The organism is Pseudomonas sp. ADAK13, assembly GCF_012935715.1.
In the GTDB taxonomy this organism is placed as follows: domain Bacteria; phylum Pseudomonadota; class Gammaproteobacteria; order Pseudomonadales; family Pseudomonadaceae; genus Aquipseudomonas.
Genome location: NZ_CP052860.1, coordinates 3331005 through 3353442, shown reverse-complemented (window position 1 = coordinate 3353442; position 22438 = coordinate 3331005). Strand labels below are relative to the sequence as shown.

Annotated in this window: 25 protein-coding genes; 17 read left to right on the top strand and 8 right to left on the bottom strand. The window is 61.7% G+C overall.

Annotated elements, in window-relative coordinates:
* Positions 1-3: 3 nt before the first annotated feature.
* Positions 4-474 carry a hypothetical protein gene (locus tag HKK54_RS15475; protein ID WP_169387163.1) on the top strand — a complete coding sequence of 157 codons (471 nt, stop codon included), beginning with the start codon at positions 4-6 and terminating at the stop codon, positions 472-474.
* Here HKK54_RS15475 and HKK54_RS15470 read toward each other — a convergent pair.
* Positions 431-1828, bottom strand: coding sequence for a sensor histidine kinase (locus HKK54_RS15470; protein ID WP_169387162.1), 1398 nt, complete (start codon positions 1826-1828; stop codon positions 431-433). The genes HKK54_RS15475 and HKK54_RS15470 overlap by 44 nt on opposite strands.
* Positions 1825-2487 carry a response regulator gene (locus HKK54_RS15465; protein ID WP_010176881.1) on the bottom strand — a complete coding sequence of 221 codons (663 nt, stop codon included), beginning with the start codon at positions 2485-2487 and terminating at the stop codon, positions 1825-1827. Before HKK54_RS15465 ends, HKK54_RS15470 begins: the two co-directional genes overlap by 4 nt.
* Positions 2488-2633: 146 nt before the next feature.
* On the opposite strand from HKK54_RS15465, the gene HKK54_RS15460 reads away from it, so the two are divergent.
* The 9 genes from HKK54_RS15460 (at position 2634) to phnX (ending at position 11785) form a co-directional block, all read left to right on the top strand.
* Positions 2634-2900 (top strand): PepSY domain-containing protein, encoded by a 267-nt coding sequence (locus tag HKK54_RS15460; RefSeq protein ID WP_010176882.1) that lies wholly within the window; start codon positions 2634-2636, stop codon positions 2898-2900.
* On the top strand, positions 2900-3445 hold the full coding sequence (locus HKK54_RS15455; protein WP_169387161.1) for a cytochrome b/b6 domain-containing protein: 546 nt from the start codon (positions 2900-2902) through the stop codon (positions 3443-3445). The genes HKK54_RS15460 and HKK54_RS15455 overlap by 1 nt, the downstream gene beginning before the upstream one ends.
* Positions 3446-3482: 37 nt before the next feature.
* Entirely contained in the window at positions 3483-4736 is a 1254-nt protein-coding gene (locus tag HKK54_RS15450) for a sialidase family protein (RefSeq protein ID WP_178121024.1), read from the top strand.
* Positions 4736-5335, top strand: a complete 600-nt coding sequence (locus tag HKK54_RS15445; RefSeq protein WP_169387159.1) for a hypothetical protein — start codon at positions 4736-4738, stop codon at positions 5333-5335. Before HKK54_RS15450 ends, HKK54_RS15445 begins: the two co-directional genes overlap by 1 nt.
* Positions 5335-7353 carry an LTA synthase family protein gene (locus HKK54_RS15440; RefSeq protein ID WP_169387158.1) on the top strand — a complete coding sequence of 673 codons (2019 nt, stop codon included), beginning with the start codon at positions 5335-5337 and terminating at the stop codon, positions 7351-7353. Before HKK54_RS15445 ends, HKK54_RS15440 begins: the two co-directional genes overlap by 1 nt.
* A 126-nt stretch (positions 7354-7479) precedes the next feature.
* Positions 7480-8571 (top strand): iron-containing alcohol dehydrogenase PsrA, encoded by a 1092-nt coding sequence (gene psrA, locus HKK54_RS15435; protein WP_169387157.1) that lies wholly within the window; start codon positions 7480-7482, stop codon positions 8569-8571.
* Between the two features lie 93 nt (positions 8572-8664).
* Positions 8665-9960, top strand: coding sequence for an MFS transporter (locus HKK54_RS15430; RefSeq protein WP_010176888.1), 1296 nt, complete (start codon positions 8665-8667; stop codon positions 9958-9960).
* Between the two features lie 36 nt (positions 9961-9996).
* The gene (locus tag HKK54_RS15425; protein ID WP_169387156.1) at positions 9997-10869 is read left to right on the top strand and encodes a LysR substrate-binding domain-containing protein; all 873 of its coding nucleotides are present in this window, start codon (positions 9997-9999) and stop codon (positions 10867-10869) included.
* A gap of 88 nt (positions 10870-10957) precedes the next feature.
* On the top strand, positions 10958-11785 hold the full coding sequence (gene phnX, locus HKK54_RS15420; protein WP_169387155.1) for a phosphonoacetaldehyde hydrolase: 828 nt from the start codon (positions 10958-10960) through the stop codon (positions 11783-11785).
* A 39-nt stretch (positions 11786-11824) separates the two neighbouring features.
* Here phnX and HKK54_RS15415 read toward each other — a convergent pair whose 3' ends face one another.
* Positions 11825-12790 carry an oxidoreductase gene (locus tag HKK54_RS15415; RefSeq protein WP_169387154.1) on the bottom strand — a complete coding sequence of 322 codons (966 nt, stop codon included), beginning with the start codon at positions 12788-12790 and terminating at the stop codon, positions 11825-11827.
* Between the two features lie 97 nt (positions 12791-12887).
* On the opposite strand from HKK54_RS15415, the gene HKK54_RS15410 reads away from it, so the two are divergent.
* Positions 12888-13871 carry an AraC family transcriptional regulator gene (locus HKK54_RS15410; protein ID WP_202026892.1) on the top strand — a complete coding sequence of 328 codons (984 nt, stop codon included), beginning with the start codon at positions 12888-12890 and terminating at the stop codon, positions 13869-13871.
* Here the strand turns inward: HKK54_RS15410 and HKK54_RS15405 are convergent.
* From HKK54_RS15405 to HKK54_RS15395, 3 genes are read right to left on the bottom strand one after another with little or no spacing between them, the layout of a single operon-like run.
* Complete coding sequence (locus tag HKK54_RS15405) at positions 13810-14193, bottom strand: c-type cytochrome (RefSeq protein WP_169387153.1); 384 nt, start codon at positions 14191-14193, stop codon at positions 13810-13812. The genes HKK54_RS15410 and HKK54_RS15405 overlap by 62 nt on opposite strands.
* Before the next feature lie 27 nt (positions 14194-14220).
* Entirely contained in the window at positions 14221-14742 is a 522-nt protein-coding gene (locus HKK54_RS15400) for a GNAT family N-acetyltransferase (protein ID WP_169389293.1), read from the bottom strand.
* Between the two features lie 14 nt (positions 14743-14756).
* Positions 14757-15281, bottom strand: a complete 525-nt coding sequence (locus HKK54_RS15395) for a demethoxyubiquinone hydroxylase family protein (RefSeq protein WP_237151067.1) — start codon at positions 15279-15281, stop codon at positions 14757-14759.
* Between the two features lie 164 nt (positions 15282-15445).
* Here HKK54_RS15395 and HKK54_RS15390 point away from each other — a divergent pair, with 164 nt between their 5' ends.
* From HKK54_RS15390 to HKK54_RS15375, 4 genes are all read left to right on the top strand, one after another.
* Entirely contained in the window at positions 15446-15823 is a 378-nt protein-coding gene (locus HKK54_RS15390; protein ID WP_169387152.1) for a response regulator, read from the top strand.
* 101 nt (positions 15824-15924) lie between these two features.
* A complete protein-coding gene (locus tag HKK54_RS15385) occupies positions 15925-16539 on the top strand; it encodes a biliverdin-producing heme oxygenase (RefSeq protein WP_169387151.1) in 615 nt (204 codons plus the stop codon).
* On the top strand, positions 16536-18764 hold the full coding sequence (locus tag HKK54_RS15380; protein ID WP_169387150.1) for an ATP-binding protein: 2229 nt from the start codon (positions 16536-16538) through the stop codon (positions 18762-18764). Before HKK54_RS15385 ends, HKK54_RS15380 begins: the two co-directional genes overlap by 4 nt.
* 139 nt (positions 18765-18903) lie before the next feature.
* Entirely contained in the window at positions 18904-19080 is a 177-nt protein-coding gene (locus HKK54_RS15375) for a hypothetical protein (protein WP_169387149.1), read from the top strand.
* Between the two features lie 14 nt (positions 19081-19094).
* Here HKK54_RS15375 and HKK54_RS15370 read toward each other — a convergent pair whose 3' ends face one another.
* Together HKK54_RS15370 and HKK54_RS15365 are read right to left on the bottom strand one after the other, a co-directional pair.
* Positions 19095-20414 carry an ATP-binding protein gene (locus HKK54_RS15370; protein WP_010176900.1) on the bottom strand — a complete coding sequence of 440 codons (1320 nt, stop codon included), beginning with the start codon at positions 20412-20414 and terminating at the stop codon, positions 19095-19097.
* Entirely contained in the window at positions 20411-21121 is a 711-nt protein-coding gene (locus HKK54_RS15365; protein WP_029616173.1) for a response regulator, read from the bottom strand. Before HKK54_RS15365 ends, HKK54_RS15370 begins: the two co-directional genes overlap by 4 nt.
* Positions 21122-21285: 164 nt before the next feature.
* Between HKK54_RS15365 and HKK54_RS15360 the strand changes: the two genes are divergently transcribed.
* Both HKK54_RS15360 and HKK54_RS15355 read left to right on the top strand, forming a co-directional pair.
* Positions 21286-22074: an MlaA family lipoprotein gene (locus tag HKK54_RS15360; RefSeq protein ID WP_010176902.1), complete on the top strand. Its 789-nt coding sequence runs from the start codon at positions 21286-21288 to the stop codon at positions 22072-22074.
* The gene (locus tag HKK54_RS15355; protein ID WP_169387148.1) at positions 22064-22309 is read left to right on the top strand and encodes a hypothetical protein; all 246 of its coding nucleotides are present in this window, start codon (positions 22064-22066) and stop codon (positions 22307-22309) included. Before HKK54_RS15360 ends, HKK54_RS15355 begins: the two co-directional genes overlap by 11 nt.
* Positions 22310-22438 lie beyond the last annotated feature (129 nt).

Here is a 22438-nt window from a genome sequence, read left to right as displayed (position 1 = left end):
CTAATGAAAAAGCCCCCTCTCTATCGCTCAGTCAACACCCGCACGTACAACGTGCATCACGGAAGTTGCCGCACCTATAGGCAACAACGCCATAGCAAAAGCGAAAAGAACTCCACCCTAAGCCGTGGCTCGATGCACAGCCATCACCGGCACGGCTTCGATTACACACCATTATTCCGGTTTCTCCTGTCCAAGGTCGGTCATCGGTGGGATGAAGTTTTCAGCGAGGCCAATGCCCGCCTGGATCGCCCGGAACCTGTGTTCTGGATGGTTGCCGTGTGTGAAAGCGACAAAAACGAGTACGTGCGAATCGGCGAGTCCACCTATTACAGCGGCTTATACGTCGACGAGGCGGGCTTGCTACAAAAGGTTAACCCGCAATTGACACCCGCGTTCATGAAGCCGTTTTGCAACTGCTGCACCCACACCTTCAACGGTGTGGTATTCCCACCGGTTTCAGCACGCAGGAGCTAAAACTCAACCGCGCACACAACCCACCCACCTCCCGGTTATACAACTCCAACCGCCCCCCAATCCTCCCCACGATCATCTGCACAATCGCCAGCCCCAACCCCGCCCCATTCGCATTCCCGCGACTATAAAACCGCTCGAACAACCTTCCAATTTCCCCTTCATCAATCCCCGGCCCCGCATCCTCCACACACAGCTGCACCACGCCCGAATCCGTCCTCCGCACCATCACCCTCACTTCACTCCCCGCCGGCGAGAAATTCAGCGCATTGGTCACCAGGTTCTGCAGCGCAATCGCCAACGCTATCGGGTCCGTTTCAATCCAGCATTCCTCATCCCCTTCCAGCACCAACTCAACGCCTTTCTCCATCGCCAGGGGCGTCAGTTCCGCAAGTTCTTCGCGCACCAACTCCGTCAACTGCACACGCACTCGTACGGTGTTGTTCAACTGCGGCTCGATGCGCGCCATGGTCAGCAGTTGGCTGCCAATACGCGTCGCCCGGTCCACGCCGTTGACCAGGAAGTCCAACGCCTCTCGCCGCTGTTCCTCGGTTTCCGCGCTCTGGGCGTTCTGTGCATGAATGCGCAATATCGCCAACGGCGTGCGCAGTTCATGCGCCGCGTCCGCAATAAACCGACGCTCCCGCTCCAGCAGGTCGTCCACCTGCACCAGCAAGCGGTTCAGCGCGGTTTGCATCGGTTCCAGGTCCGTGGGCAATGGCTCAAGCTGCAGCGGTCGCAACGTATTGCTGTCCCGCCCGCGAATGGCCTGGGCCATCGCGCGCAGGGGTTTGAGGCCCCAGCCGATGGTCAGCCAGATCAACAACGCCAGCAGCGGTACGCCAATCAGGATGGGCCAGAGGGTATGGCGGATGATGCGCTGGATCACGTCCTGGCGAATGTCGTCGCGCTCGCCCACCCAAATGAGCAGGCCTTGTTGCATGTCGGCAAGCATGAACGCGCACCAGTCGTTGCCGTTTTCCGTCAGGTCGTGGGGCCCGAGTGTGGTGGGCGGTGTGTTGAGGATCGGTGCATCAGTGGAACGTACGAGCAGTTGACCATCGGGGCGCCATACCTGAAAGGTCAGGCGGGTCTCATAAGGGTGCGCGGCGCCGTCTTCGCCGACGCGGCTCATGGCCTGGTCGAAAGCCTGATAGAGGCGGTCCCAGTCGGCATCGCCGGGGTCGCGCTGACGCAGTACGCCTTGCAGCAAACGGGCGCTTTGGGCGAGTTGGGCGTCGTAGACTTCTTCGATTTCGTGGTGACTGTCCCGCAGCACCAGCCAACTGATCAGTCCATCACCCAGCAGGATCAGCACCAGCACCGGGATGAGGATGCGCGCGCGAACCGAGTTCATGGCTTGAGCTCCACCACGTAGCCCACGCCGCGCACGGTGCGGATCAGATCGGTGGAGAGTTTTTTGCGCAGGTTGTGGATAAGGACTTCGAGGGTGTTGCTTTCGACGCGGTCCTGCCAGCCGTAAAGCGCGCGGGACAAGCGTTCGCGGGTGACGACTTTGCCGGGGCGCACCATCAGTTGATGGAGCAGTTGATATTCCATCGGCGTCACCACGATGTCCTGGCCCTGATAACTGACTTGTTGGGTCGCCGGGTCGAGGCTCACGCCCGCATGCTCCAGCATTGGCTGCGCGCGGCCCTGGCTGCGACGCAACAAGGCGCGCACACGAGCCTTGAATTCTTCGACGTCAAAGGGTTTGACCAGGTAGTCGTCGGCGCCGGCATCCAGGCCGGCGATACGTTCGGCAGTGTCGTCGCGCGCGGTGAGGATCATCACTGGCAGGTCGTATTGCTCGGCGCGCAGGGTTTGCAGGAGTGTCAGGCCGTCGAGGCGCGGCAGGCCGAGGTCGAGCAGCAGCAGGTCGAAGCTTTCGCTGCGCAACGCATGCAGGGCACTGACGCCGTCTTGCAGCCAGTCCAAGGTGTAGCCTTCGGCGCTGAGGGCCACGCGAATCCCTTGGCCGAGGGCACGGTCATCTTCGACAAGGAGCAGGCGCATAGCTGATTCTCTGGAGTAACGGCGGCATGATGCCGTGTAACCGCCGAGGCTATTTCGAGAAAGATGTTACGGGCCGTTGCCAACTAAGCTTTCGCTAAGGTTGGTTTTGCACAGTGAAATCTCCCACATCTGCTGAGAGCGTTTCCATGCGTAAAATTCTCCTGCTGTCGCTGATTATCGCCAGCCCCCTGGCCATTGCCGGCCCGCAATGCACCACTGCCGAGCGCTCGCAATGGCAGGACCAGAAGGCCTTTCAGGACCAACTCAAAGCCCAAGGCTACGAGATCAGCAAGTTCAAGGTCACCGATGGCAACTGCTACGAGATCTACGGCTTTGACAAGGACAAACGCAAGGTCGAGATCTACCACGATCCAGTCACCGGCAAGGCCGTGAAGACTGAGATCAAGGGCTGATGCCAGCAACCTCCCTGCGCCTCTGGGACCCGGTGGTCAGGGTGTTTCACCTCTCCATCGCCGGCGTCTTTGTGGCCAATTACTTCTTCAACGAAGCAGGCGACGACTGGCATGTGTGGCTGGGCTATTACGCCATGGCCTGGTTGCTGGTGCGGTTGGTGTGGGGATTTGCAGGGCCGCGCAGCGCACGCTGGGCAGATTTTTGGCCGACGTCGGAACGACTCAAAAGCCATGTGCGTTCATTGCTCAACCGCCGACCGCAGCACCGCCTGGGCCACTCGCCCATTGGTGCGCTGGTGATGATTCTGATGTTGCTGGCGCTGCTGACGATCGGCGTCAGCGGCTTTTTGATGCAGGAAGTCGATGCCCTGTGGGGCGCCGATTGGCCGCTGCTGTTGCACGAAACCGCCGCCAATGTGCTGGCGGGTCTGGTTGGCGTGCATGTGCTGGCGGCGGTGTTTGAAAGTATCCAGGTGCGGGACAACCTGCCGTTATCCATGCTCACCGGCCGCAGGAGGCGCCTGCCGGATGACCGTGCGCAGTAATCCTTTTCCCGACAGGTTCTCTATGCGCCCGCTATTCATGATCTGCAGCCTGCTAGTGGTATTTTTCGCCGCCTGGCAAAGTCATCCGCCCCACGTGTTGGCGCCGTTTGCCCTGCCCGCCAAGGACACGTCCCAGGCAGCGGCCACCCCGCAATACAGCAGCCGCTTTGTCTCCTCGCAGCTCAATGACTTCGTGCACTCCTCCTCGGTCACCGCCCTGCCCGGCGGCGACCTGATGGCCGTGTGGTTTGCCGGCTCCCGCGAAGGCGCCGCCGATGTGCAGGTGCGCACCGCGCGCTTTGACGCGAAAAGCGCCGAGTGGGGCCCGGAGCAGGTACTCGCCACCCGCGAAAGCACGCGCGACGGCACCCACCGTTACATCCGCAAACTGGGCAACCCGGTGATCGCCCTGGCGCCGGACAACCGCCTGTGGATGTTTTACGTCTCGGTGTCGGTAGGCGGCTGGGCCACCAGTGCGATCAATGTGATGGTCTCGGACGACCTCGGCACCCACTGGTCGGCGCCTCGGCAGTTGATCACTTCACCGTTTTTCAACATCAGCACCCTGGTGCGCGCTGCGCCGGTGTTCCATGCCGACGGTTCCATCGGCCTGCCGGTGTACCACGAGTTCATGGGCAAATTCGCCGAGTACCTGTACTTGAGCGCCGACGGTGCGGTGGTCGACAAATTCCGTATCAGTCGTGGGAAAAATTCGCTGCAACCGACCATCGTCCCGCAGGACGGCCAGCGCGCCATCGCCATGCTGCGTTACGCCGGCGAAACTCATCACCGAGTGCTCGCCAGCCGCACCGAAGACGCCGGGCAAACCTGGAGCGAGCCTTACCCGCTGGAGCCGTCCAACCCCAACTCCTCGTTGGCGGCCGTCAGCACTGAGGGCGACGGTTTGCTGGTGGCACTCAACGACCTGCAGGACGGGCGCTTCAAGCTGAGCCTGTACGGCACCGATGCCAACCTCAACCAGTGGCGCACCGTGGTGGAACTGGACCAGTCCCCCGACCCGCTGGGCCAACCCTTCTCCCCCGAGGCCTACAAGGAAATCATCGGCGAAGGCTTCCGCGAATCCAGCGGCGCCCGCCGTCTGCCGCTGGAACAACGCTTCCTCAGCAGCCTGGATTACCGGGTGTGCAAACCCCGTGGCTGCGATTTCGAATACGAGTACCCGTACTTCAGCCGCAGCCCGGACGGCATGTACCACCTGGTGTACTCGTGGAACAACACGTTCATCAAACACGTCAGCTTCAACGAAGCCTGGCTGTCGGAGCGCATGTGATGGTTTCTGAATGGCAAGCGCATTTGAGTTTTGTGCTGTTGGGTTTTGTACTGCTCAGCCTGTTACGCGTGACGGCGCCCTGGCGCCCATGGCTGCTGCCGGTGTTGGTGGTGGTGAGTTTTATCCCGGTCAACGAACTGCCGTTGGCGGCCTATGTGCGCAGCTTCACTGATGACTTGGCCATCAGCACCCTGGTGCTGTTGGCGTGGGTCAGCCTGTGCCGTCTGGGCGTGGTGCAGCCACTCCAGCACCCGCAGAAGCTCCAGGTGTTGCTGATGTTTGGTGCCCTGAGCCTGGTGCTTTACCCGGCGACGATGGGCCTGACGTATTTCGACCCCTACCGTTGGGGTTTCAACCCTCGGCCGATGATTGTGCTGATAGGCATCGCCGCACTGCTGATGCTCTGGCTGCGTAATACCTTGGCCGTGTGGATGCTTGCGGCGGGCACCCTGGCGTTCGCGCTGCGGCTCAAGGCCTCGGAAAACTACTGGGACTATCTGATCGACCCACTGCTGACAGGCTACTGCCTGGTGGCCGGGTTGTGGATGCTGGCGATGGCCGCCTGGCGCCCTCTTATAAAACTGCACAGAGGTCAATGATGGGATGGCTGCACTCGCGCCGCCTACGCTACGGCGTGGGCGCGATCGGTTTGGTATTTGCGTTGCTGGCGGCACTGCGGCTGGTGTTTGTACTCGGGTTTTCCGGGGTCGACCTCAAGGAACCCGCACTGCTGGAAACCTTCGGGATCGGCCTGCGTTTCGACCTGCGCCTGGCGGTGCTGATCCTGTTGCCCCTGGCCCTGCTCGCCTGGCTACCGCGCTGGAACCTGCTGACCGTCCCCGCCTTGCGCTGGCTCGCGCGGGGTTATCTGCTGGTGGCGCTGGCCGTCGTCGGGCTGGTGTACATCATCGACTTCGGCCACTACGCCTACCTCGGTGTGCGCATCAACGCCACGGTGCTGCGTTACCTGGAGGATGCGCAGATTTCCCAGCAGATGGTGTGGGAAACCTACCCGGTGCTGTGGATAACCTTGAGTTGGCTTACGGCCGTCAGCCTGTGGACCTACGCCCTGGTTCGCCTCGAACGCATCACCCTGGACGGCGAACACAAACCCTTCGGCAAGCTGGCCCTTGCATCAGTGGCCACTGTCGGTGTGATTGTGGTCTTGCTCGCCTTGCTCGGCCGCGTGGCCAACCTCAATCTCGAAAACCCGGTGCCCCTGCGCTGGAGCGATGCGTTCTTTTCCGGCAATAACCAGATCGCCGCCGTGGGCCTCAACCCGGTGCTGTTTTTGTACGACACCCTCAAGGTCGGCCAGTCGCAGTTCGATGAAGGCAAGGTGCGTGAGCACTACCCGCAAGTCGCGAATTACCTGGGGGTCAGCCAACCCGATCCCGAACAACTGAGCTTCGCCCGCGAACAAGCCGTGCAGCCTTACCGGCTTAAAGGCGATCGCCCGCCAAACGTGATCTTTGTGATGCTCGAATCCCTCGGCACCAGCGCCGTGGGCGCCTACGGCAACCCGCTGAACCCCACGCCGAATCTCGACAAGCTGGCGCAAGAAAGCTGGTTTTTCAAACACTTCTACGTGCCCGTTACCGGCACCGCCAAGACCGTGTGGGCGAGCATCACCGGCGTGCCCGACGTCACCCGCCGGGAGACCGCCACCCGCAACCCGCTGATCACCCGGCAACACACGCTGATCAACTCCTTCGAGAATTATCAGAAGCTCTACATGATTGGCGGCAATGCCGGCTGGGCGAACATCAACGCGCTGATCCGCCAGAGCATCGATGGCGTGAAACTCTACGACGAAAGCCACTGGCGCTCGCCACGGGTGGACGTGTGGGGCGTGTCCGACCTGGACCTGTTCAAGGAAGGCGACGAACTGCTGCGCGCCATTCCCAAGGACCAGCCGTTTTTCGCCTACCTGCAAACCTCCGGCAACCACCGCCCGTTCACCATCCCCAAGAACAACGACGGCTTCGTGGTGCATGACCTCACCGTGGAGCAAGTCCAGGCTGCAGGCAGTCGCAGCGTCGAGCAATACAACGCCGTGCGCCTGCTGGATTTCAACATCGGCCGCCTGATGGAAATCGCCAAGGCCGGGGGTTACTACGACAACACCATCTTCGTGTTCTTCGGCGACCACAACACCCGCATCAGCCAGATCCCGCACATGGCGCCAGCGTTCGAACAGCTCGGCTTGGAAAGCAACAACGTACCGATGATGATCCATGCACCCGGCCTGGAACCCCGGGTGATCGAAGAAGCGGTCGGCCTGGCGGACTTGCTGCCCACGGTCGCCGGCATGGCGGGCATTGCGTTCCACAATGGCGCCATGGGCCGCGATATCCAGCAGCCTGCGCCGGAAGGCGAGCGGGTGGTGCCGCTGGTACTGCGCGAGGGCACGTTCCCGCTGATCGGCGGCGTGACCAAAGACTTCCTGCTGCAGATGGAACACGACGGCAGTTCGCCGACCCTGCACGACCTGGCGTCGCAAACGCCGAGGGACGATGTGGCTCAGCAGTACCCCGAGGAGTTTCAGCGGTTGCAGGGGCTGACTCGGGGGTTGCATGAAAGTGCACGGTTGATGTTGTTCAGAAACGTTCGTTAAAGGTACCCCGCGGCTGGGCCTTACTATCGGCCCAGCCAATCCATCCCCCCAATCTATCGATTTGAGGTCCCTCTCACCGTCCCCGACTATGGCGCCACTTCCAATAACAAAAACCAGGAACCCGCCATGACTGCCCGATTCCACAACCCGGTAGACACCCGCTTCGGCTGGGGCTGCCTGCAAGAACTTGCCGCCCTCACCGAAGGCCAGCGCGTCGCCCTCGTGACCTTCCCCGAAGCCCGTGGGCTCGGTTTGGTAGACCGCATCCAGACCCTGCTGGGTGACCGCCTCGTGTATGTGATCGAAGATGTGCAACCCAACCCCGACGTGGCCCAACTGCGCGACACGTACGAGCACTTCTGGGAGCAGGCCGGTGATTGTCAGGTGGTGGTCGCCGTTGGCGGCGGCAGTGCGATCGATACGGCCAAGGCGCTGATCGTCGGCACCGAGTCGGGGGATTTCGACGAATTGCTGGCGCTGCTGGCCACCGGCAAACCTTTCGTGCCGGCCCGCCACAAGCAATTGATTGCCGCACCGACCACCGCCGGCACCGGCAGCGAAGTCACGCCATGGGCGACGATCTGGGATTCCGCCAGCCTCAAGAAATACTCGCTGCACCTGGACTGCACCTGGCCGAAAGTGGCGATCATCGACCCGCAGTTGATGCTGACGGTACCGGGTGGCGTCACCGTCTCTACCGGCCTGGATGCCTTGTCCCATGCACTGGAGTCGATCTGGAATATCAACGCCAACCCGGTCTCGGACACCTTCGCCATCTCCGCCATCGAAGACATCCTGGAATGCCTGCCGCGCTTGCGGCGTGATCTCGGCAATCAGGAATTACGCTCACGGATGGCGTTGGCGGCACTGAAAGCCGGCCTGGCCTTTTCCAATACCAAGACCGCCCTCGCCCACTCCATCTCCTACGAGATGACCCTGCACCACGGCCTGCCCCACGGCATCGCCTGTTCCTTCACCTTGCCGCTGGTGCTGGGCCTGGCGTGGGGGCATGACGCCGCGCGGGACCGCACCCTGCAACGGGTATTCGGCACCGACCTGCACCAGGCCCAGGCGCAGTTGCGCGACTTCCTCCACAGCCTGGACGTGAAGACCGAATTTGCCGACTACGGCGTGAATGCCAGCGAAGCCGAAGCGATGATCCGCTTCGCCCTGCAAGGCGCACGCGGCAAGAACTTCATCGGCGCGCAAGCGGCCTAGACTCACCGTAATTCGGTCGTTTCCTGTTGCACCTATCAAGAGTGCCCCCCTGCGGCTGCGGTCGCCGGGGCGAATAACAATAAGGAAAACATCATGAATCGTGCACACGTGCTGCCTGTTCCTGCCGTCCGTACCTCGTCTTTCCGTGTTGCCCAGTGGCGCATGCTGCTGGCGGCGATGTTTTGTTATCTGTTTTTCTATACCGGTCGCCAGACCTTCGGTTTTGCCATCCCCGGGATCCAGGCCGAGTTCGGCCTGACCAAGGAAACCCTCGGCTGGGCCTCGGCCGCCATGCTCTGGGCCTATGCGATTGGACAGGCCATCAACGGCAACCTCGCCGACAAGTTCGGCGGGCGGCGCATCATGACCCTGGGCGCGGTGCTGTCCTGCGGGGCCAACTGGGTCACCAGTTTCGCCAGCGGCTTTGCCGGGTTGATCCTGCCGTGGGGCATCAACGGTTACTTCCAGGCCCTCGGTTGGGCGCCCGGCAGCCGGCTGATTTCCAATTGGTGGAGCGCCGGTGAGCGCGGCAAGGTGTACGGCTTTTATGTGTTCGCCGCCGGCTGCGCCTCGGTCCTGTCGTATGTGACCTCGATCGTGGTGCTGGAAGTGTTTCAACTGGAGTGGCGCTGGATCTTCCGCCTGCCGGTACTCTTGATGCTGGCAGGCGGCATCATCTTCTATCTGGTAGCCCGGGAACGGCCTCAGGACCTGGGCTTCGAACCCCTGGCCGATACCGGCGTGGCCAACGCCGAAGACAAGAATCATGAAGTGGCCCACGGCGAAGTCGAAACCTCGGCACAGCGCTACAAGGCTGTCCTGAAAAACCCGCGCCTGATCATCGCCGCCCTCTCCCTGGGCTTCCAGAACGCTGCCCGCTACGGGCTGATCGTCTGGGTGCCGGTGCACTTCCTGGGCGCCAACTGGAAAAGCGGCGACAGCATGATCGATCCGAAGTGGATCACCGTGGCCCTGCCGGTGGGCATGGCCATCGGCGCCCTGAGCAATGGTTGGGTCTCGGACAAGCTGTTCGGCTCCAAACGCTACCTGGCGATCATGCTCTACATGTTCCTCGGTGCCGCCACCAGCCTGTGGATGTGGAGCCTGCCACCCCACAGCGCAATCGGCCTGGTGGCATTGTTCCTTTGCGGGTTCTTTGTGTACGGGCCGGCATCGAGTTTCTGGGCGCTGTGCCCGGACCTGGTCGGCGCCAAGCGTGCGGGTACGGCCACCGGCGTGATGAACTTCTCATCCTATCTGTTCGCCGGCCTGGCGGAACCGCTGATCGGCAGTATGCTCGACAGTACCGGCAATACCTCGCTGATCTTCATCGTCGTGACCTCGGCCTGCCTGTGCAGCGCGGCGGTGGCGTTGTTTATCCGACGTTGATGACCGGCCCGGCGGACCTCAGGAACAGGACTTTTTATGTACCAGTACCACAAGTGGCTGCGCTCGTTTCATGCGGTGGCGAAGACCGGCAGTTTCACCCTCGCCGCCGAGTACCTGAGCGTCGGCCAGCCGACGGTCAGCGAGCAGGTCAACGGTTTGGAGAAGCAGTTCTCGGTGGAGTTGTTCCACCGTCGCGGGCGGTTTATCGAGATGAGTGCGGCCGGGCACGCCCTTTACGGGATCACCCAGGGGCTGTTCGGCCAGGAGGATGAAGCCATGCAACTGTTGCAGAGTTTCAAGCAGCGCAAGACAGGGTTGTTGCGCCTGGGCGCGGTGTCGCCGCCGATTGCGATGAACCTGACTTACGAACTGATGCAGCGCCACCCGGACATCGAACTGGAAACCTCGTTTTCCCCGGAAAAGGAAACCCTGGACCGGCTCTTCAACTTCGATATCGACGTGGCAATCCTGGCCCTCTCGGAGTTCGACCAGCGCTTCGATACCCAGCTGTACCGGCGCTATCCGATTATTGCGGTGGTGCGCGATGACCACCCATGGGCGCAACAGAAAGAGGTGCACGTGGAACAGATCAGCCGCGAAAAGTGGGTGATGCGCGAGAAAAGCTCACGCACCCGGCAACTGGTGGAAGAAAGCTGCAAGCGCCAGGGAATTGCCGTGAACTGCGTGATGCAGTTGAACAGTCGTGAAGCCATCGTGCACGCCATCACCAAGGGCATCGGCATCGGCTTTGTGTCCGCCGTGGAATACGCCGAAACCCCGGGCACCACGCCGATCACCTTCGTCGACCATCCGCTTTTCATCGACTACCACTTGTGTTGCCTGGGCATCCGGCGCAACCGACCGATGATCGCGGAGCTGTTCGAGGCCAGCCCGATCCCGGCCACCTGATCGCCTTACCCGTTTAAACCCTCACCAGGCGCTTACCTCTTCTTCGGCAGAGGGACGGCCTGCTCACACCTGAAAATGGAGACTTGCCATGCACTACCAACAACCTTCCAAGCTGCAAGCCGTGGTCCTGGATTGGGCCGGCACCGTTGTCGACTTCGGCTCCTTCGCCCCCACGCAGATTTTTGTCGAGGCGTTCGGCGAGTTCGGCGTTGCCGTGTCCCTGGAGGAAGCACGCGGCCCGATGGGCATGGGCAAGTGGGATCACATCCGCACCTTGTGCAACCTGCCGCATATTGCCGAGCGTTATCGGGCGGTGTTTGATCGACTGCCCACCGACGAGGACGTCACGGCCCTCTACGAACGCTTCATGCCGTTGCAGATCGAGAAAATCGCGCTGCATTCAGCGGTCATTCCCGGTGCTCTTGAGGCAATCAAAACCCTGCGTGGCCAAGGCTTGAAGATTGGCTCCTGCTCGGGCTATCCGGCGGTGGTGATGGCCAAGGTGGTCGAGCTGGCACGGCAGAATGGCTACGTCGCCGACCATGTGGTGGCGACTGACGAAGTGCCCAACGGGCGTCCGCATCCGGCGCAGGCGTTGGCCAACGTGATTGCGCTGGGCATCAGTGATGTGGCCGCCTGCGTGAAGGTCGACGACACCTGGCCCGGGATTCTGGAAGGCCGCAGCGCTGGCATGTGGACGGTGGCGTTGACCTGTTCGGGCAACGCTCTGGGCTTGACCTACGAGCAATACAAGGCGCTGCCCGCTGCAGAGTTGGCGCTGGAGCGTGCGCGCATCGCCCAGATGTTCGAAGGCTCCCGGCCGCATTACCTGATCGATACCATCGTCGAACTGCCGGCGGTGATAGACGATATCAATGCGCGTTTGGCGCGCGGGGAAACGCCGCAGGGTTCTTGATGGGCCGATGGGGTCAGTGAGCTGACCCCACACTGCGGCCTAGCGTTCGCCGATCAATTGTTCACTTAACGTCCACAACCGTTGCGCCAACTCGGCATCCACCGCCCACGGCCTGACACCCAGCTGTTCTTCTGATTCCGCGCTCACCGCAACTGCCACATCACAGTTCTCGCAATACACCCCGCCCATTCCCGCTAACTGCTCGCTCACCGCACACCACACACTGGTGGCTGCGCCTTGCTCCGGGGTTTTCATATTCCGTTCGGGGTCGATCACCGGTTGCCCGTGCTCGTCTACGTAGCCTGATGCCTGCAAGACTTCTGCCTTCATGTGCCGCACAAGGTCAGTAATGATTCCGCCGGGATGAACCGCAAAAGCCCTCACACCGCTGGCTGCGCCGAGTGTGTCCAGATGCACGGCGAACAGCGCGTTAGCGGTTTTTGACTGACCGTAGGCCTTCCATGGATCGTAGGCCTGACGCTCGAAGTTCCAGTCATCAAAATCGACAGCGCCGTGTACGTGGCCCCGTGAAGACAACGCCACCACCCGCGCACCTTCGGCACGTTGCAGGGCTGGCCACAGGCGCTGGGTAAGCTGAAAATGCCCGAGGTGATTAGTGGCGAACTGGGACTCGTAACCCTGTGCATTGCGGCTCAGCGGTGGCGCCATGATGCCCGCGTTGTTGATCAGCAGGTGCAACGGGCGGCCTGTCGCCAGAACGCGCTCGGCAAACTGGTCGATGGAACCGGCATCCATCAGGTCCAGGGATTCAAGTTGCAGCTGTGGATAAGCGTTGAGTGCAGCGCGAGCCTTGGCCGGGTCACGGGCCGGGACGATCACGTGGGCGCCAGCGGCAGCCAGCGTGCGGGCGGTGACCAGGCCAATGCCGGAGTAACCGCCCGTGACAATCGCCACCTTGCCGGAAAGGTCGGCACCTCGGATCACTTCGGCGGCGGTAGTCGCCGCGCCGTAGCCGCTATGGATGGGGTTTTGTGCAGTGGGCATGACAAAGTCTCCATTAGACGTGTGGTTACCACGCTACGCCCCGAAAGCCGTACTCTGAATACTCGAACATCCCGTTTACCTGCGTGAAAGTACGAATATGCACAGCGATCCGTTTTCCGAGATACTCACCTTCGTGAACGCCCAATCGGTGATGACTGGCGGTTTCAGCGCGGGCGGCGCCTGGGCCCTGCGTTTTCCGGCGCCAGACAAGATCAAGTTTTTCGGTGTGGTGAAAGGACAGTGCTGGTTGTGGCTCGAGGGCGAGCCAGCGCCGGTATTGATTGAAGCGGGAGATGTGTTCCTGCTGAGTGCGCAACGCCCGTTTGTGCTTGCAGGCGATGTGTCGGTAGCGCCTTTGGAAGCGCGGCAATTATTCGCTGACGCCGGCCGCTTCCCGCAAATCGGTGACGGCCAGGGCTGTGTGCAAATCGGCGGCTACGTGCGCCTGGACCCGGAAAGTGGCGGGCTGTTGGCCAATGCACTCCCGCCCCTGATCCACGTGCGGGCCACGGCGCCGCAAGCGGCAATCGTGCAATGGCTGCTTGGCCAGTTGGCTCATGAGGGCGAATCCAATTTGCTGGGGGCGAGCCTGGCATCGGCGCATCTGGCGCAGTTGATGTTTATCCAGATCCTGCGGGCTTACGTCGAAACCTCGGGCGCATTACCCGAAGGCTGGCTGCGCACGGTCAGCGACAAGCGCCTGGCGCCCGCGCTGCGCTTGATGCACAGCGAGCCGGGGAATGCCTGGTCGCTGGAAGCCTTGGCTGCCGCCGCTGCAATGTCGCGCACCACCTTTTCGCAACACTTCAAGAACGTCGCCGGCGTGCCACCGCTGACGTACTTGACCGAATGGCGCATGCGCCTTGCGCAACGGGCGTTGCGCGAGGGGAATCTTTCCGTTGGGGTCTTGGCGCAGTCATTGGGGTACGGGTCTGAAAGCGCGTTCAGCAATGCCTTCAAGCGAGTGATTGGGAAGGCACCGAGGCATTATCGGGATGCGTGCCGTCAATCAACCTGCATTACTGCGCCTGAAACGTCGCAAGATACGCCAACAAGTTATCGATCTTCTCCTGGTCACTGATCCCCCAGAAAATCATCCGGGTGCCGCTCACCACCTTTTTCGGCGCCTCGATATAGGCGGCCAGTTTGTCCCGCGTCCAGACCACGCCGGAGTTCTTCATCGCATCTGAATACTGATAGTCAGTGGTGGTCCCGGCCGGACGGCCAATGATGCCGTTGAGCTGAGGTCCAAAACCGCCCCGGGCGTTTTCGCCGACGCTATGGCAACCGCCGCAGGTTTTACTGAATAACTTTCCACCGGCTTCGGCGTCGCCTTCCGCCATTGCCTGGGCACTGACAAAACCGGACATCAAGGCAAGGGTGAGTAAAACAACGTGCTTCATAACTAGCGTTCCATCCGGTGTGCCGGTTCAGGTGGTGATTTGCCACGACATGGCGCAACGACTGCCCGGCGCAAAACCGTGACGATACTCCTCACGCAAAGCCTCTGCCAAACGATGATCCGGCGCCAGGGAGTGCTCTTGCCGAAATCCCAGCCGCTGGTAAAACGGGGCGTTCCAGGGCACATCGCGAAACGTGGTGAGGGTGACGCCCCGCAACTGGCGCGAACGTGCTTCATTCATCACGGTTTCAAGCAATTGCCGCCCTGCGCCACGGCCTTGCATGGCCTGCGCCACTGACAGTTCATGGATGTGCAGGTCATCATCAAATACCTCTGCACTGAGGAACCCCTGGAGTTGGCCAGTAGCATCCACCGCCACCCAACACGTACCCAACGCGATGACCTGCAGATGGCGCCCAACACTCATGAGCTCGGCATCGGCAAGCCAGCCCAACGATTCGATGGTGCGGAAGGATTGGGCCGCAGATGCTTCTATCGCAGGCAAAAACGCTGCATCCTCAGAGATAGCGGTCCTAATAACGACAGAGATGAGACTGCAGTTACTCACGAACGCATGCCCATCCAGATCACCGCCTCTGTCCAGGCCGTCACCACCGGGTTCAACGCCCGGCTCCACGGATCGCGCGGGTCGATCTGCGCCGCCGACTGGTCATGGTGCTGCTGCTCTTCTTCCACAATCGAGGCAATCGCCACCACCGCTTGCGGGTCGCTGTCGCGTAAAACGTGAAGTTGATGGGCCAAATGCTTGAGCACCACGCTTTCGACCGCGACGGTGGTGGCCAGGATCGCCTTGCGCCCGCAAAGCCCGGTCACCAACCCCAATACCAGGCCGCCGAGGCCGCATAGCCAGTAGCTGCGGCAACGCCGCCGGCCACGGCGCTGCAATTCGGACTGGAACACTGCGCGATGGCGCAACTCGTGGGAACGCAGCTCCCTGAGTTCCTCTACCAGGCCAGGGGCAACCAGGCGTGCCATGAACAGTTGGCCGCTGTAGATGCAGATCGCGCCATGTTCGCCGGCGTGGTCGACCTTGATCATGCGGCCACCGATATCGGTCGTGCTCAACACGGGATTGCCTTCCATAGCGTGGGGGACGGCATCGTGACGTATCCCGCCCGTTACTCGCAAGCACACCCACCAAATGACCACCCATCGCAAAAAAAACATCCAATCGAACCTAATCAACCGCCGTCCACTCCACCTTACTTATCCCGGATGGTGGAGTGGTGATCATGGCTCAGCCATCGATATTGGTGCTGGAAGACGACGAAATCATTCGCGCGTTGATGGTGGATGTACTGGAGGATTTCGGTGCGGTGGTGACCTCGTTTCCCTCCGCAGACGAAGGGATGATTTTTCTTGAACGGGCCAATGATCCGGTGGACCTGATCGTGAGCGATATCCAGATGCCCGGCCTGCTCAATGGGTACGACTTGAGCAAGGTGGTCGCCCATCGCTGGCCGTCGCTGCCGGTGCTGCTGACCTCGGGCAATACCGCAATGGCGTCGCAACTGGGCGGCACGGTGCGCTTCTTGCCCAAACCGTGGAGCGCCGAGCGCTTGCTCGATTGCGTGCAATCGGCGCTGGTACAGGGCCCGCCCATGCATTGATAGCGTCGCGACATCAGCTGCAGCGAACTTCGCGACAGCTCCTGCGGTCAATGATCAGGCAACCCTACATGGCCAGCAGGCCCCCAGTTCGAGTTTACTGAATGCATTCACAGGCCCATGACGTTGGTGCGCCCCCCGTGCTTGAAGCCCTGCGCTCAGGTACCGCTTTACTGCACGTCGCCCTGGAAAAACGCTTGCCGTTTTTCTCCCCGCAGCTGGATCACGACGGGTACCGACGCCTGCTCCAGGCCTACTACGGGTTCTACGACCCTCTGGAAGCAACGCTGAACGACAGCGGCTTGATCCCGGTAGGATTCGATCAGGCACTGCGTCTGAAAACGCCTACCTTGCTGACAGACCTCCACGCCCTGGGCCTGGACGATCCGGCCATTACCGCCCTTCCCCGCTGCACGTCGCTACCGCCCCTCGACACACCTGCCGCCTGCCTGGGTGCGCTGTACGTGCTGGAGGGCGCCACCCTGGGCGGGCAAATTCTGCGCAGGGAAATGGCGCAGCGCCTGGGGCTGGACGCCGACAACGGTGGTGCGTTTCTCAACGTGTATGGCGCCGAAACCGGCCGGCGCTGGAAAGACTTTCTCGATTACCTGAGCCATGTGCCCCTCGACGCGCACGCCAAACTGCGCGCTGTAAACGCGGCCCGCTCAACATTCAGCTGCTTTGAGCAATGGCTCGACAGCCAGGAGGTACTGCTATGAAACCCGATGACTTTGAAGAACTGCTTGCCAACTGTGCGGACGAGCCCATCCGCTTCCCGGGGGCCATCCAGCCCCACGGCGCGCTGCTGACCTTGTCTGAGCCAGGCCTGCATATCGTGCAGGTCAGCGCCAACGTGGCCGGGCTGTTCAATCACGCGCCCGAGTCCCTGCTGGGCCAGCCACTGCACACATTGATCGGCACGGAACATGCCGAAGCCGTCCAGGCCATGGTCACGCACAATAGTTTTTTCGACGCCCCACCCTTGCACGTGACGCTCAACGGCGCCGAGTTCGAAGGGTTGCTTCACCGCCATCAGGGTGTGCTGGTGCTGGAGTTCGAGCCGCGCCTCAAGGATTTTCAGCCCAAGGCGCTCAATGGCCGGACCAGCAACCTGGGCAAGATGCTGCAACGTCTGCAAGCGGCGAAAACCCTGCAGGCCTTGTATGAAATCAGCGTCAACGAAATCCAGGCCATGACCGGCTACGACCGCGTGCTGATTTATCGCTTCGAGGAAGAAGGCCACGGCCAGGTGATCGCCGAAGCGTCCGCGCCGTCGATGGAACTGTTCAACGGCCTGTTCTTCCCCGCCTCCGACATCCCCGAACAAGCCCGGGAGCTGTATCGCACCAACTGGCTGCGGATCATCCCCAACGCCGATTATGAGCCGGTACCACTGGTGCCCAGATTGCGCCCGGACACCGGCCAGCCCCTGGACCTGAGCTTCGCCACCCTGCGCAGCGTGTCGCCGATTCACTGCCAGTACATGCAGAACATGGGCGTGCTGTCGTCCATGAGCATTTCCCTGATGGCCGGCGACAAACTCTGGGGCCTGATCAGTTGCGGCAACCGCCAGCCGCTGATGGTGCCCAATGAGTTGCGCACGGCCTGCCAGACCATCGGCCAGGTGCTGTCGTTGCAGATCAGCGCCATGGAGGCCCTGGACCTGAGCCGCCAGCGCGAAGAAAAGGTCGAGGCCCTGGCCCTCCTCAGCCAGGCCATGCAGGCCTCGCCCGCCAATGTTTTCGACGGCCTGGCGCAACGTCCGCAACTGCTGATGGACCTGACCCAGGCCTGCGGTGTGGCGATCATCGAAGACAAGCAACTGCACCGCTATGGCAACTGCCCGGAACCCGGGCAAATCCGTGCCCTGCACAAGTGGCTGCAAGAGACCGGGCAGCCGGTATTTGCCAGCCATCACCTGGCGTCGGTGTACCCGCCGGCGGCGGAGTACCAGCACGTAGCCAGTGGCGTGCTGGCCATGAACTTGCCCAAGCCGGTGGATAACGGCGTGCTGTGGTTTCGCCCCGAGGCCAAGGAAAACATCAACTGGAGCGGCGATCCCAATAAACCACTGAACCTGGAAACTTCCGACGCAGGCCTGCGCCTGCGCCCACGCACCTCGTTTGAAATCTGGAAGGTCGAAATGGCCGGCATTTCCACTAAATGGAGCCACGGCGACCACTTTGCCGCCAACGACCTGCGTCGCTCGGCCCTGGAAAATGACCTGGCCCGCCAGGTGCTGCGTGAGCAACAAGCGGTGCGCGCCCGGGATGAACTGGTGGCGGTGGTTTCCCACGACCTGCGCAACCCGATGACGGTCATCTCGATGCTCTGCGGCATGATGCAAAAGGCCTTCAGCTCCGACGGCCCGCACACCTCGCGGCGGATTTCCTCGGCCATCGACACCATGCAACAAGCCGCCGGGCGCATGAATGTACTGCTGGAGGATTTGCTCGACACCTCGAAGATTGAGGCCGGGCGCTACACCGTCAAGCCGGTAGCCCTGGACGTGAGCCAGATGTTCGAGGAGGCCTATTCATTGCTGGCGCCCCTGGCGATGGAAAAGGGCATCGATTTGTCGTTCAACGCCGAACCCGGGCTGCAAATCAATGCGGACCCGGAGCGGCTGTTCCAGGTGTTGTCGAACCTGATCGGCAACGCCATCAAGTTCACGCCACGCCAGGGCAATATCGGCATCAGTGCGATGAGTACCGGCGAAGAGATTGTGTTTTCGGTGCGGGATTCCGGCGAAGGAATTGCGCCTGAACAATTGCCCCACGTGTTTGATCGCTACTGGACCCAGACCGAAAACAACCCCACCGGCAGCGGCCTCGGGCTGTACATCACCCAAGGCATCGTGCAGGCCCACGGCGGGCGGATCGAGGCTGAAAGTGAGTTGGGCCGGGGCAGCGAGTTTCGGTTTACGGTGCCCAAGCCGGCTTGAAACCGGCCCTGTTGAGACGGCGAAGCAAATGGAAACCCGATGGCCCGGAACGCTGGACCGGGCCAAAGCCACTGATCAGGACGCACTCAGAGGGAGTTGATGCGCACGGCAAACTTCCTATTGAACGAGAGGTACATCCATGATGATCGGCAGCGTTTTTCATACCCAAAACCTGATCCAGGCACTTCAACCCGTCCAGCCTGTTCAACCTGCGTCCAAACCGAAGGAGGAGCCATCGCGTGACGGCTTCAATCAACAACACGCCCAGTCGAATGGCGGCTCTTTGAGCAACCTGGGAAACGGCAAGCTGCCATGACCGCTTAAGCCCTCCTAAACCGGCAACACCACCACGGCGGCCAACCCGCCGCACGGGCGATTTTCCAAGGTCAGCGTCCCACCGTGTTCCAGCACAATCGCCCGTGCCGTGGAGAGCCCCAAACCGACACCGCCCGTACTTTTATTGCGTGAGCCCTCCAGCCGGAAGAACGGCAGGAACACCTGTTCGTGCTGCTCCACCGGGATGCCGGGGCCGCGGTCCAGCACCCGCACCGTCACCCTTCCTGGACTCTGTTGCAGTTCAACTTCCGGCGCCAGCCCGTAGTGAATCGCGTTGTCCACAAGGTTGGTCATCACCCGTTTGAGCCCCAGCGGTCGGCCGAAGTAAACCAGCCGCGGCGGGCCGTTGAAGGTGATGTCGATGGACTGGTCACGGTAGTCATCAATCAAGGTTTGCAGCAACTCGGCGAGGTCCAGTTGGGTGGCCTGCTCCAGGCGTGCATCGTCGCGGAAGAATTCCAGCGCGGTGTTGATCATCGCCTGCATCTCATCGACATCCCGGAACAGGCGGTGCTGCTGGTCGGCATCCTCGATGAATTCTCCCCGCAGGCGCAGGCGGGTCAGCGGCGCCCGCAGGTCATGGGAAATCGCGGCAAGCATCTGGGTACGGTCCTGGATGAAGTGCTGCAACTGCGCCTGCATGCCGTTGAACGCGAGGATCGCCTGGCGGATTTCGTGGGGGCCGACCGGTTCGATGGGCGGCGCACGAAAGTCAGCGCCGAAGCGCCGCACACCCTGGGCGAAATGTTGAAGCGGCCGGGCCAGGCGCCGGGTGGCGATCAGCGTGACCAGCGCAGTCGAGACCAGCACCAGCATCAGCACCACCAGGCTTCGCGGGCCTTCCGCCAGGCCCCAACTGCGCGACGGTGCACTGAACATCAGCCAGGACTGGTCAACCAGTTGCACCACCAGCGCATAGTGCCCGCCGGGGCCTGGCCAGTCGGACGGTTCGTAGGCTTCCATTCGCCGTTCCGGTCCCTTGAGCAGTTGTTTGAACACCTGATCGGAATGAAAACCCGGGTCTTCCAGAATCGGCACATCAATGCCCCCACGGGTGGCCGACCAACTCACACTGAAACTGTCATCGCCCACTGCCTGCGTCAGCTGTGCTCGCTGTGACGGCTCTGCCGCCTCAATCATCCGCACGATCACCGCCACTTTTTCCAGCAGGCCGGTCTCACCCAGCGGCGGCCTGGCCCAAACGCCCGCCAGTTGCACAAACAGCGCGTTGAAGGCCAGCGCCGTGAGCATCGCAATCAGGATGGTCAGGGCGATCCAGCGGGCCACGGTGTCCCGGGGTTTGAAGCGACTCATGAGCGGGTCACGGCGACGGTGAACTGGTAACCACCGTTGCGCACCGTGCGAATCATCGCCGGGCGCTTGGTGTCAAACTCCAGCTTGCGTCGCAGGCGGCTGACTTGCACGTCGATGCTGCGGTCGAACGCGTCATGGCTATGACCCCGCGCCAGGTTGAGCAATTGCTCGCGGGTCAGCACCCGTTGCGGGTGCTCGACGAACACCAGCAGCAGGTCAAACTCCCCGGACGACAACGGGATCATCACCTGATCCGGCGAGCGCAGCTCGCGGCGCGTCAGGTCCAGCTGCCAGCCGGCAAAGCGGATCAGCGGGCGCGAAGCGTCACCCAGGGTTGGCCGGTTTTCTCCGGCCCGGCGCAGTACTGCGCGCACCCGGGCGAGTAACTCACGGGCGTCGAAGGGCTTGCTCAAGTAATCGTCGGCGCCCATTTCCAGGCCCACCACGCGATCACTCAACTCGCCCATGGCGGTCAGCATGATCACCGGCGTTGCGTATTGCTGGCGCAGGCGTTGGCACAGCAACAGGCCGTTATCCCCCGGCAGCATCAGGTCGAGGATAATCAGGTCGGCAGGCGTACGCTCCATGGCCGCCCACAGTTCGGTGCCATTGGCGGCGGTCTCGACCGTGTAGCCATGTTGCAGAAAAAATTTCTTCAGCAGGGCGAGGACCTCAAGGTCATCGTCCACGATTAAAAGATGGCTCACCGGCGGGCATCACTTGGTCTTGTCGATGCGCCATCTAAAACCATTCGACGCGGCCCGTCATATATTTCAATCGTGCAATAAAGCGTCAACGGCGCAATAAAGCAGACATCTTTGCGCAAGCTGCGGCTGCCAGCATCGGCCTCCTTTTCCCGGAGACTGACCCTATGCGCTCGCTGACGTACCCCCAGCACCTGGCTCGCCAGGCCGTGTTGCTGCTGACCGTGTCTTACCTCACAGGCTGCGCGAGCCCGGCCAACGTGACGAGTACGACACGCTGCGCACAGGTTTCCTACCCGGTGTATGACCCCGCCGAGCCGGTCAACCGGGGCGTGTTCGCCTTCAACCGCGCCGTCGATGACTATGCCCTGGCGCCTGTGGCTCGTGGTTACCGATACCTGCCGGATTTTTTCCAGCAGGGTGTGCATAACTTCGCCAGCAACTTCAGCGAGCCCAAGGTATTTATCAACGACCTGCTGCAAGGCAACCCACGGCGTTCGATCAATACCCTGGGACGCTTTGCGGTGAACACCACCGTGGGGATTGTCGGGCTGATCGATGTTTCGGACCCGCTGGGCATCCCTCGCCACACCGCCGACTTCGGCCAGACCTTTGGCGTGTGGGGGATTGGCAACGGGCCGATTGTCGAGCTGCCGTTGCTGGGCACCGGCAACAGCCGCGATGCGGCAGGCAAAGTCCTGAACTTCCTGGTGGCGCCGCTGGGCGACAGCGACACCGTGCAGACCCTGGGCACCATCAGCCTGGTGGGCGGTACCGTCGATACCCGGGCGTCGTTGCTGCCACTGACCGACAGCCTGCAAAAGTTGCCGGACTACTACAGCGCCCTGCGTAATGTGGTGGCCGAACACCGTGCGGCCTTTGTACTGGAAGGCAAACAGGGAGCGACGTCGCCCCAGGCCGATAGTTGCGCACAGGGAGCCGGCGATGATTTCTGATTCAGGCTCACTGGTTTTGCAACATCAGGTGCGTAAACGCGGAGCCCACGCCCTGCTCTGCCGGGAAATCCGCTTGAGCCTGTCGTCGGAGCAGGGCCGCCTGGTACTCAGCCGCTACGTCGAACAGTACAGCCCGCAGGGCGTGCGCTGGGTTGAGCGGCAGCACAGCGTGGCGCTGGGCGAAGTACTGCGCTGGATGATCGCTGAAGGTGAACCCACGGCCAGCCGGTCATGATTTGAGATGAAAGGTGTATAGCCAGGGCTCGCAGGTGCCGGGTAATTTGCGGCTCGCCCGGGTATCGCGCCTTAACAAAACGCTGACATTCAATGCGTTACCTTTTCGGCCCAACCCTGCCCAGAGCCG

Bases quoted from the DNA above. Each gene is read 5' to 3' on its own strand.
- HKK54_RS15475 (WP_169387163.1), top strand. From the start codon at position 4: ATGAAAAAGCCCCCTCTCTATCGCTCAGTCAACACCCGCACGTACAAC.
- HKK54_RS15470 (WP_169387162.1), bottom strand. From the start codon at position 1,828: ATGAACTCGGTTCGCGCGCGCATCCTCATCCCGGTGCTGGTGCTGATC.
- HKK54_RS15465 (WP_010176881.1), bottom strand. From the start codon at position 2,487: ATGCGCCTGCTCCTTGTCGAAGATGACCGTGCCCTCGGCCAAGGGATT.
- HKK54_RS15460 (WP_010176882.1), top strand. From the start codon at position 2,634: ATGCGTAAAATTCTCCTGCTGTCGCTGATTATCGCCAGCCCCCTGGCC.
- HKK54_RS15455 (WP_169387161.1), top strand. From the start codon at position 2,900: ATGCCAGCAACCTCCCTGCGCCTCTGGGACCCGGTGGTCAGGGTGTTT.
- HKK54_RS15450 (WP_178121024.1), top strand. From the start codon at position 3,483: ATGATCTGCAGCCTGCTAGTGGTATTTTTCGCCGCCTGGCAAAGTCAT.
- HKK54_RS15445 (WP_169387159.1), top strand. From the start codon at position 4,736: ATGGTTTCTGAATGGCAAGCGCATTTGAGTTTTGTGCTGTTGGGTTTT.
- HKK54_RS15440 (WP_169387158.1), top strand. From the start codon at position 5,335: ATGGGATGGCTGCACTCGCGCCGCCTACGCTACGGCGTGGGCGCGATC.
- psrA (WP_169387157.1), top strand. From the start codon at position 7,480: ATGACTGCCCGATTCCACAACCCGGTAGACACCCGCTTCGGCTGGGGC.
- HKK54_RS15430 (WP_010176888.1), top strand. From the start codon at position 8,665: ATGAATCGTGCACACGTGCTGCCTGTTCCTGCCGTCCGTACCTCGTCT.
- HKK54_RS15425 (WP_169387156.1), top strand. From the start codon at position 9,997: ATGTACCAGTACCACAAGTGGCTGCGCTCGTTTCATGCGGTGGCGAAG.
- phnX (WP_169387155.1), top strand. From the start codon at position 10,958: ATGCACTACCAACAACCTTCCAAGCTGCAAGCCGTGGTCCTGGATTGG.
- HKK54_RS15415 (WP_169387154.1), bottom strand. From the start codon at position 12,790: ATGCCCACTGCACAAAACCCCATCCATAGCGGCTACGGCGCGGCGACT.
- HKK54_RS15410 (WP_202026892.1), top strand. From the start codon at position 12,888: ATGCACAGCGATCCGTTTTCCGAGATACTCACCTTCGTGAACGCCCAA.
- HKK54_RS15405 (WP_169387153.1), bottom strand. From the start codon at position 14,193: ATGAAGCACGTTGTTTTACTCACCCTTGCCTTGATGTCCGGTTTTGTC.
- HKK54_RS15390 (WP_169387152.1), top strand. From the start codon at position 15,446: ATGGCTCAGCCATCGATATTGGTGCTGGAAGACGACGAAATCATTCGC.
- HKK54_RS15385 (WP_169387151.1), top strand. From the start codon at position 15,925: ATGCATTCACAGGCCCATGACGTTGGTGCGCCCCCCGTGCTTGAAGCC.
- HKK54_RS15380 (WP_169387150.1), top strand. From the start codon at position 16,536: ATGAAACCCGATGACTTTGAAGAACTGCTTGCCAACTGTGCGGACGAG.
- HKK54_RS15375 (WP_169387149.1), top strand. From the start codon at position 18,904: ATGATGATCGGCAGCGTTTTTCATACCCAAAACCTGATCCAGGCACTT.
- HKK54_RS15370 (WP_010176900.1), bottom strand. From the start codon at position 20,414: ATGAGTCGCTTCAAACCCCGGGACACCGTGGCCCGCTGGATCGCCCTG.
- HKK54_RS15360 (WP_010176902.1), top strand. From the start codon at position 21,286: ATGCGCTCGCTGACGTACCCCCAGCACCTGGCTCGCCAGGCCGTGTTG.
- HKK54_RS15355 (WP_169387148.1), top strand. From the start codon at position 22,064: ATGATTTCTGATTCAGGCTCACTGGTTTTGCAACATCAGGTGCGTAAA.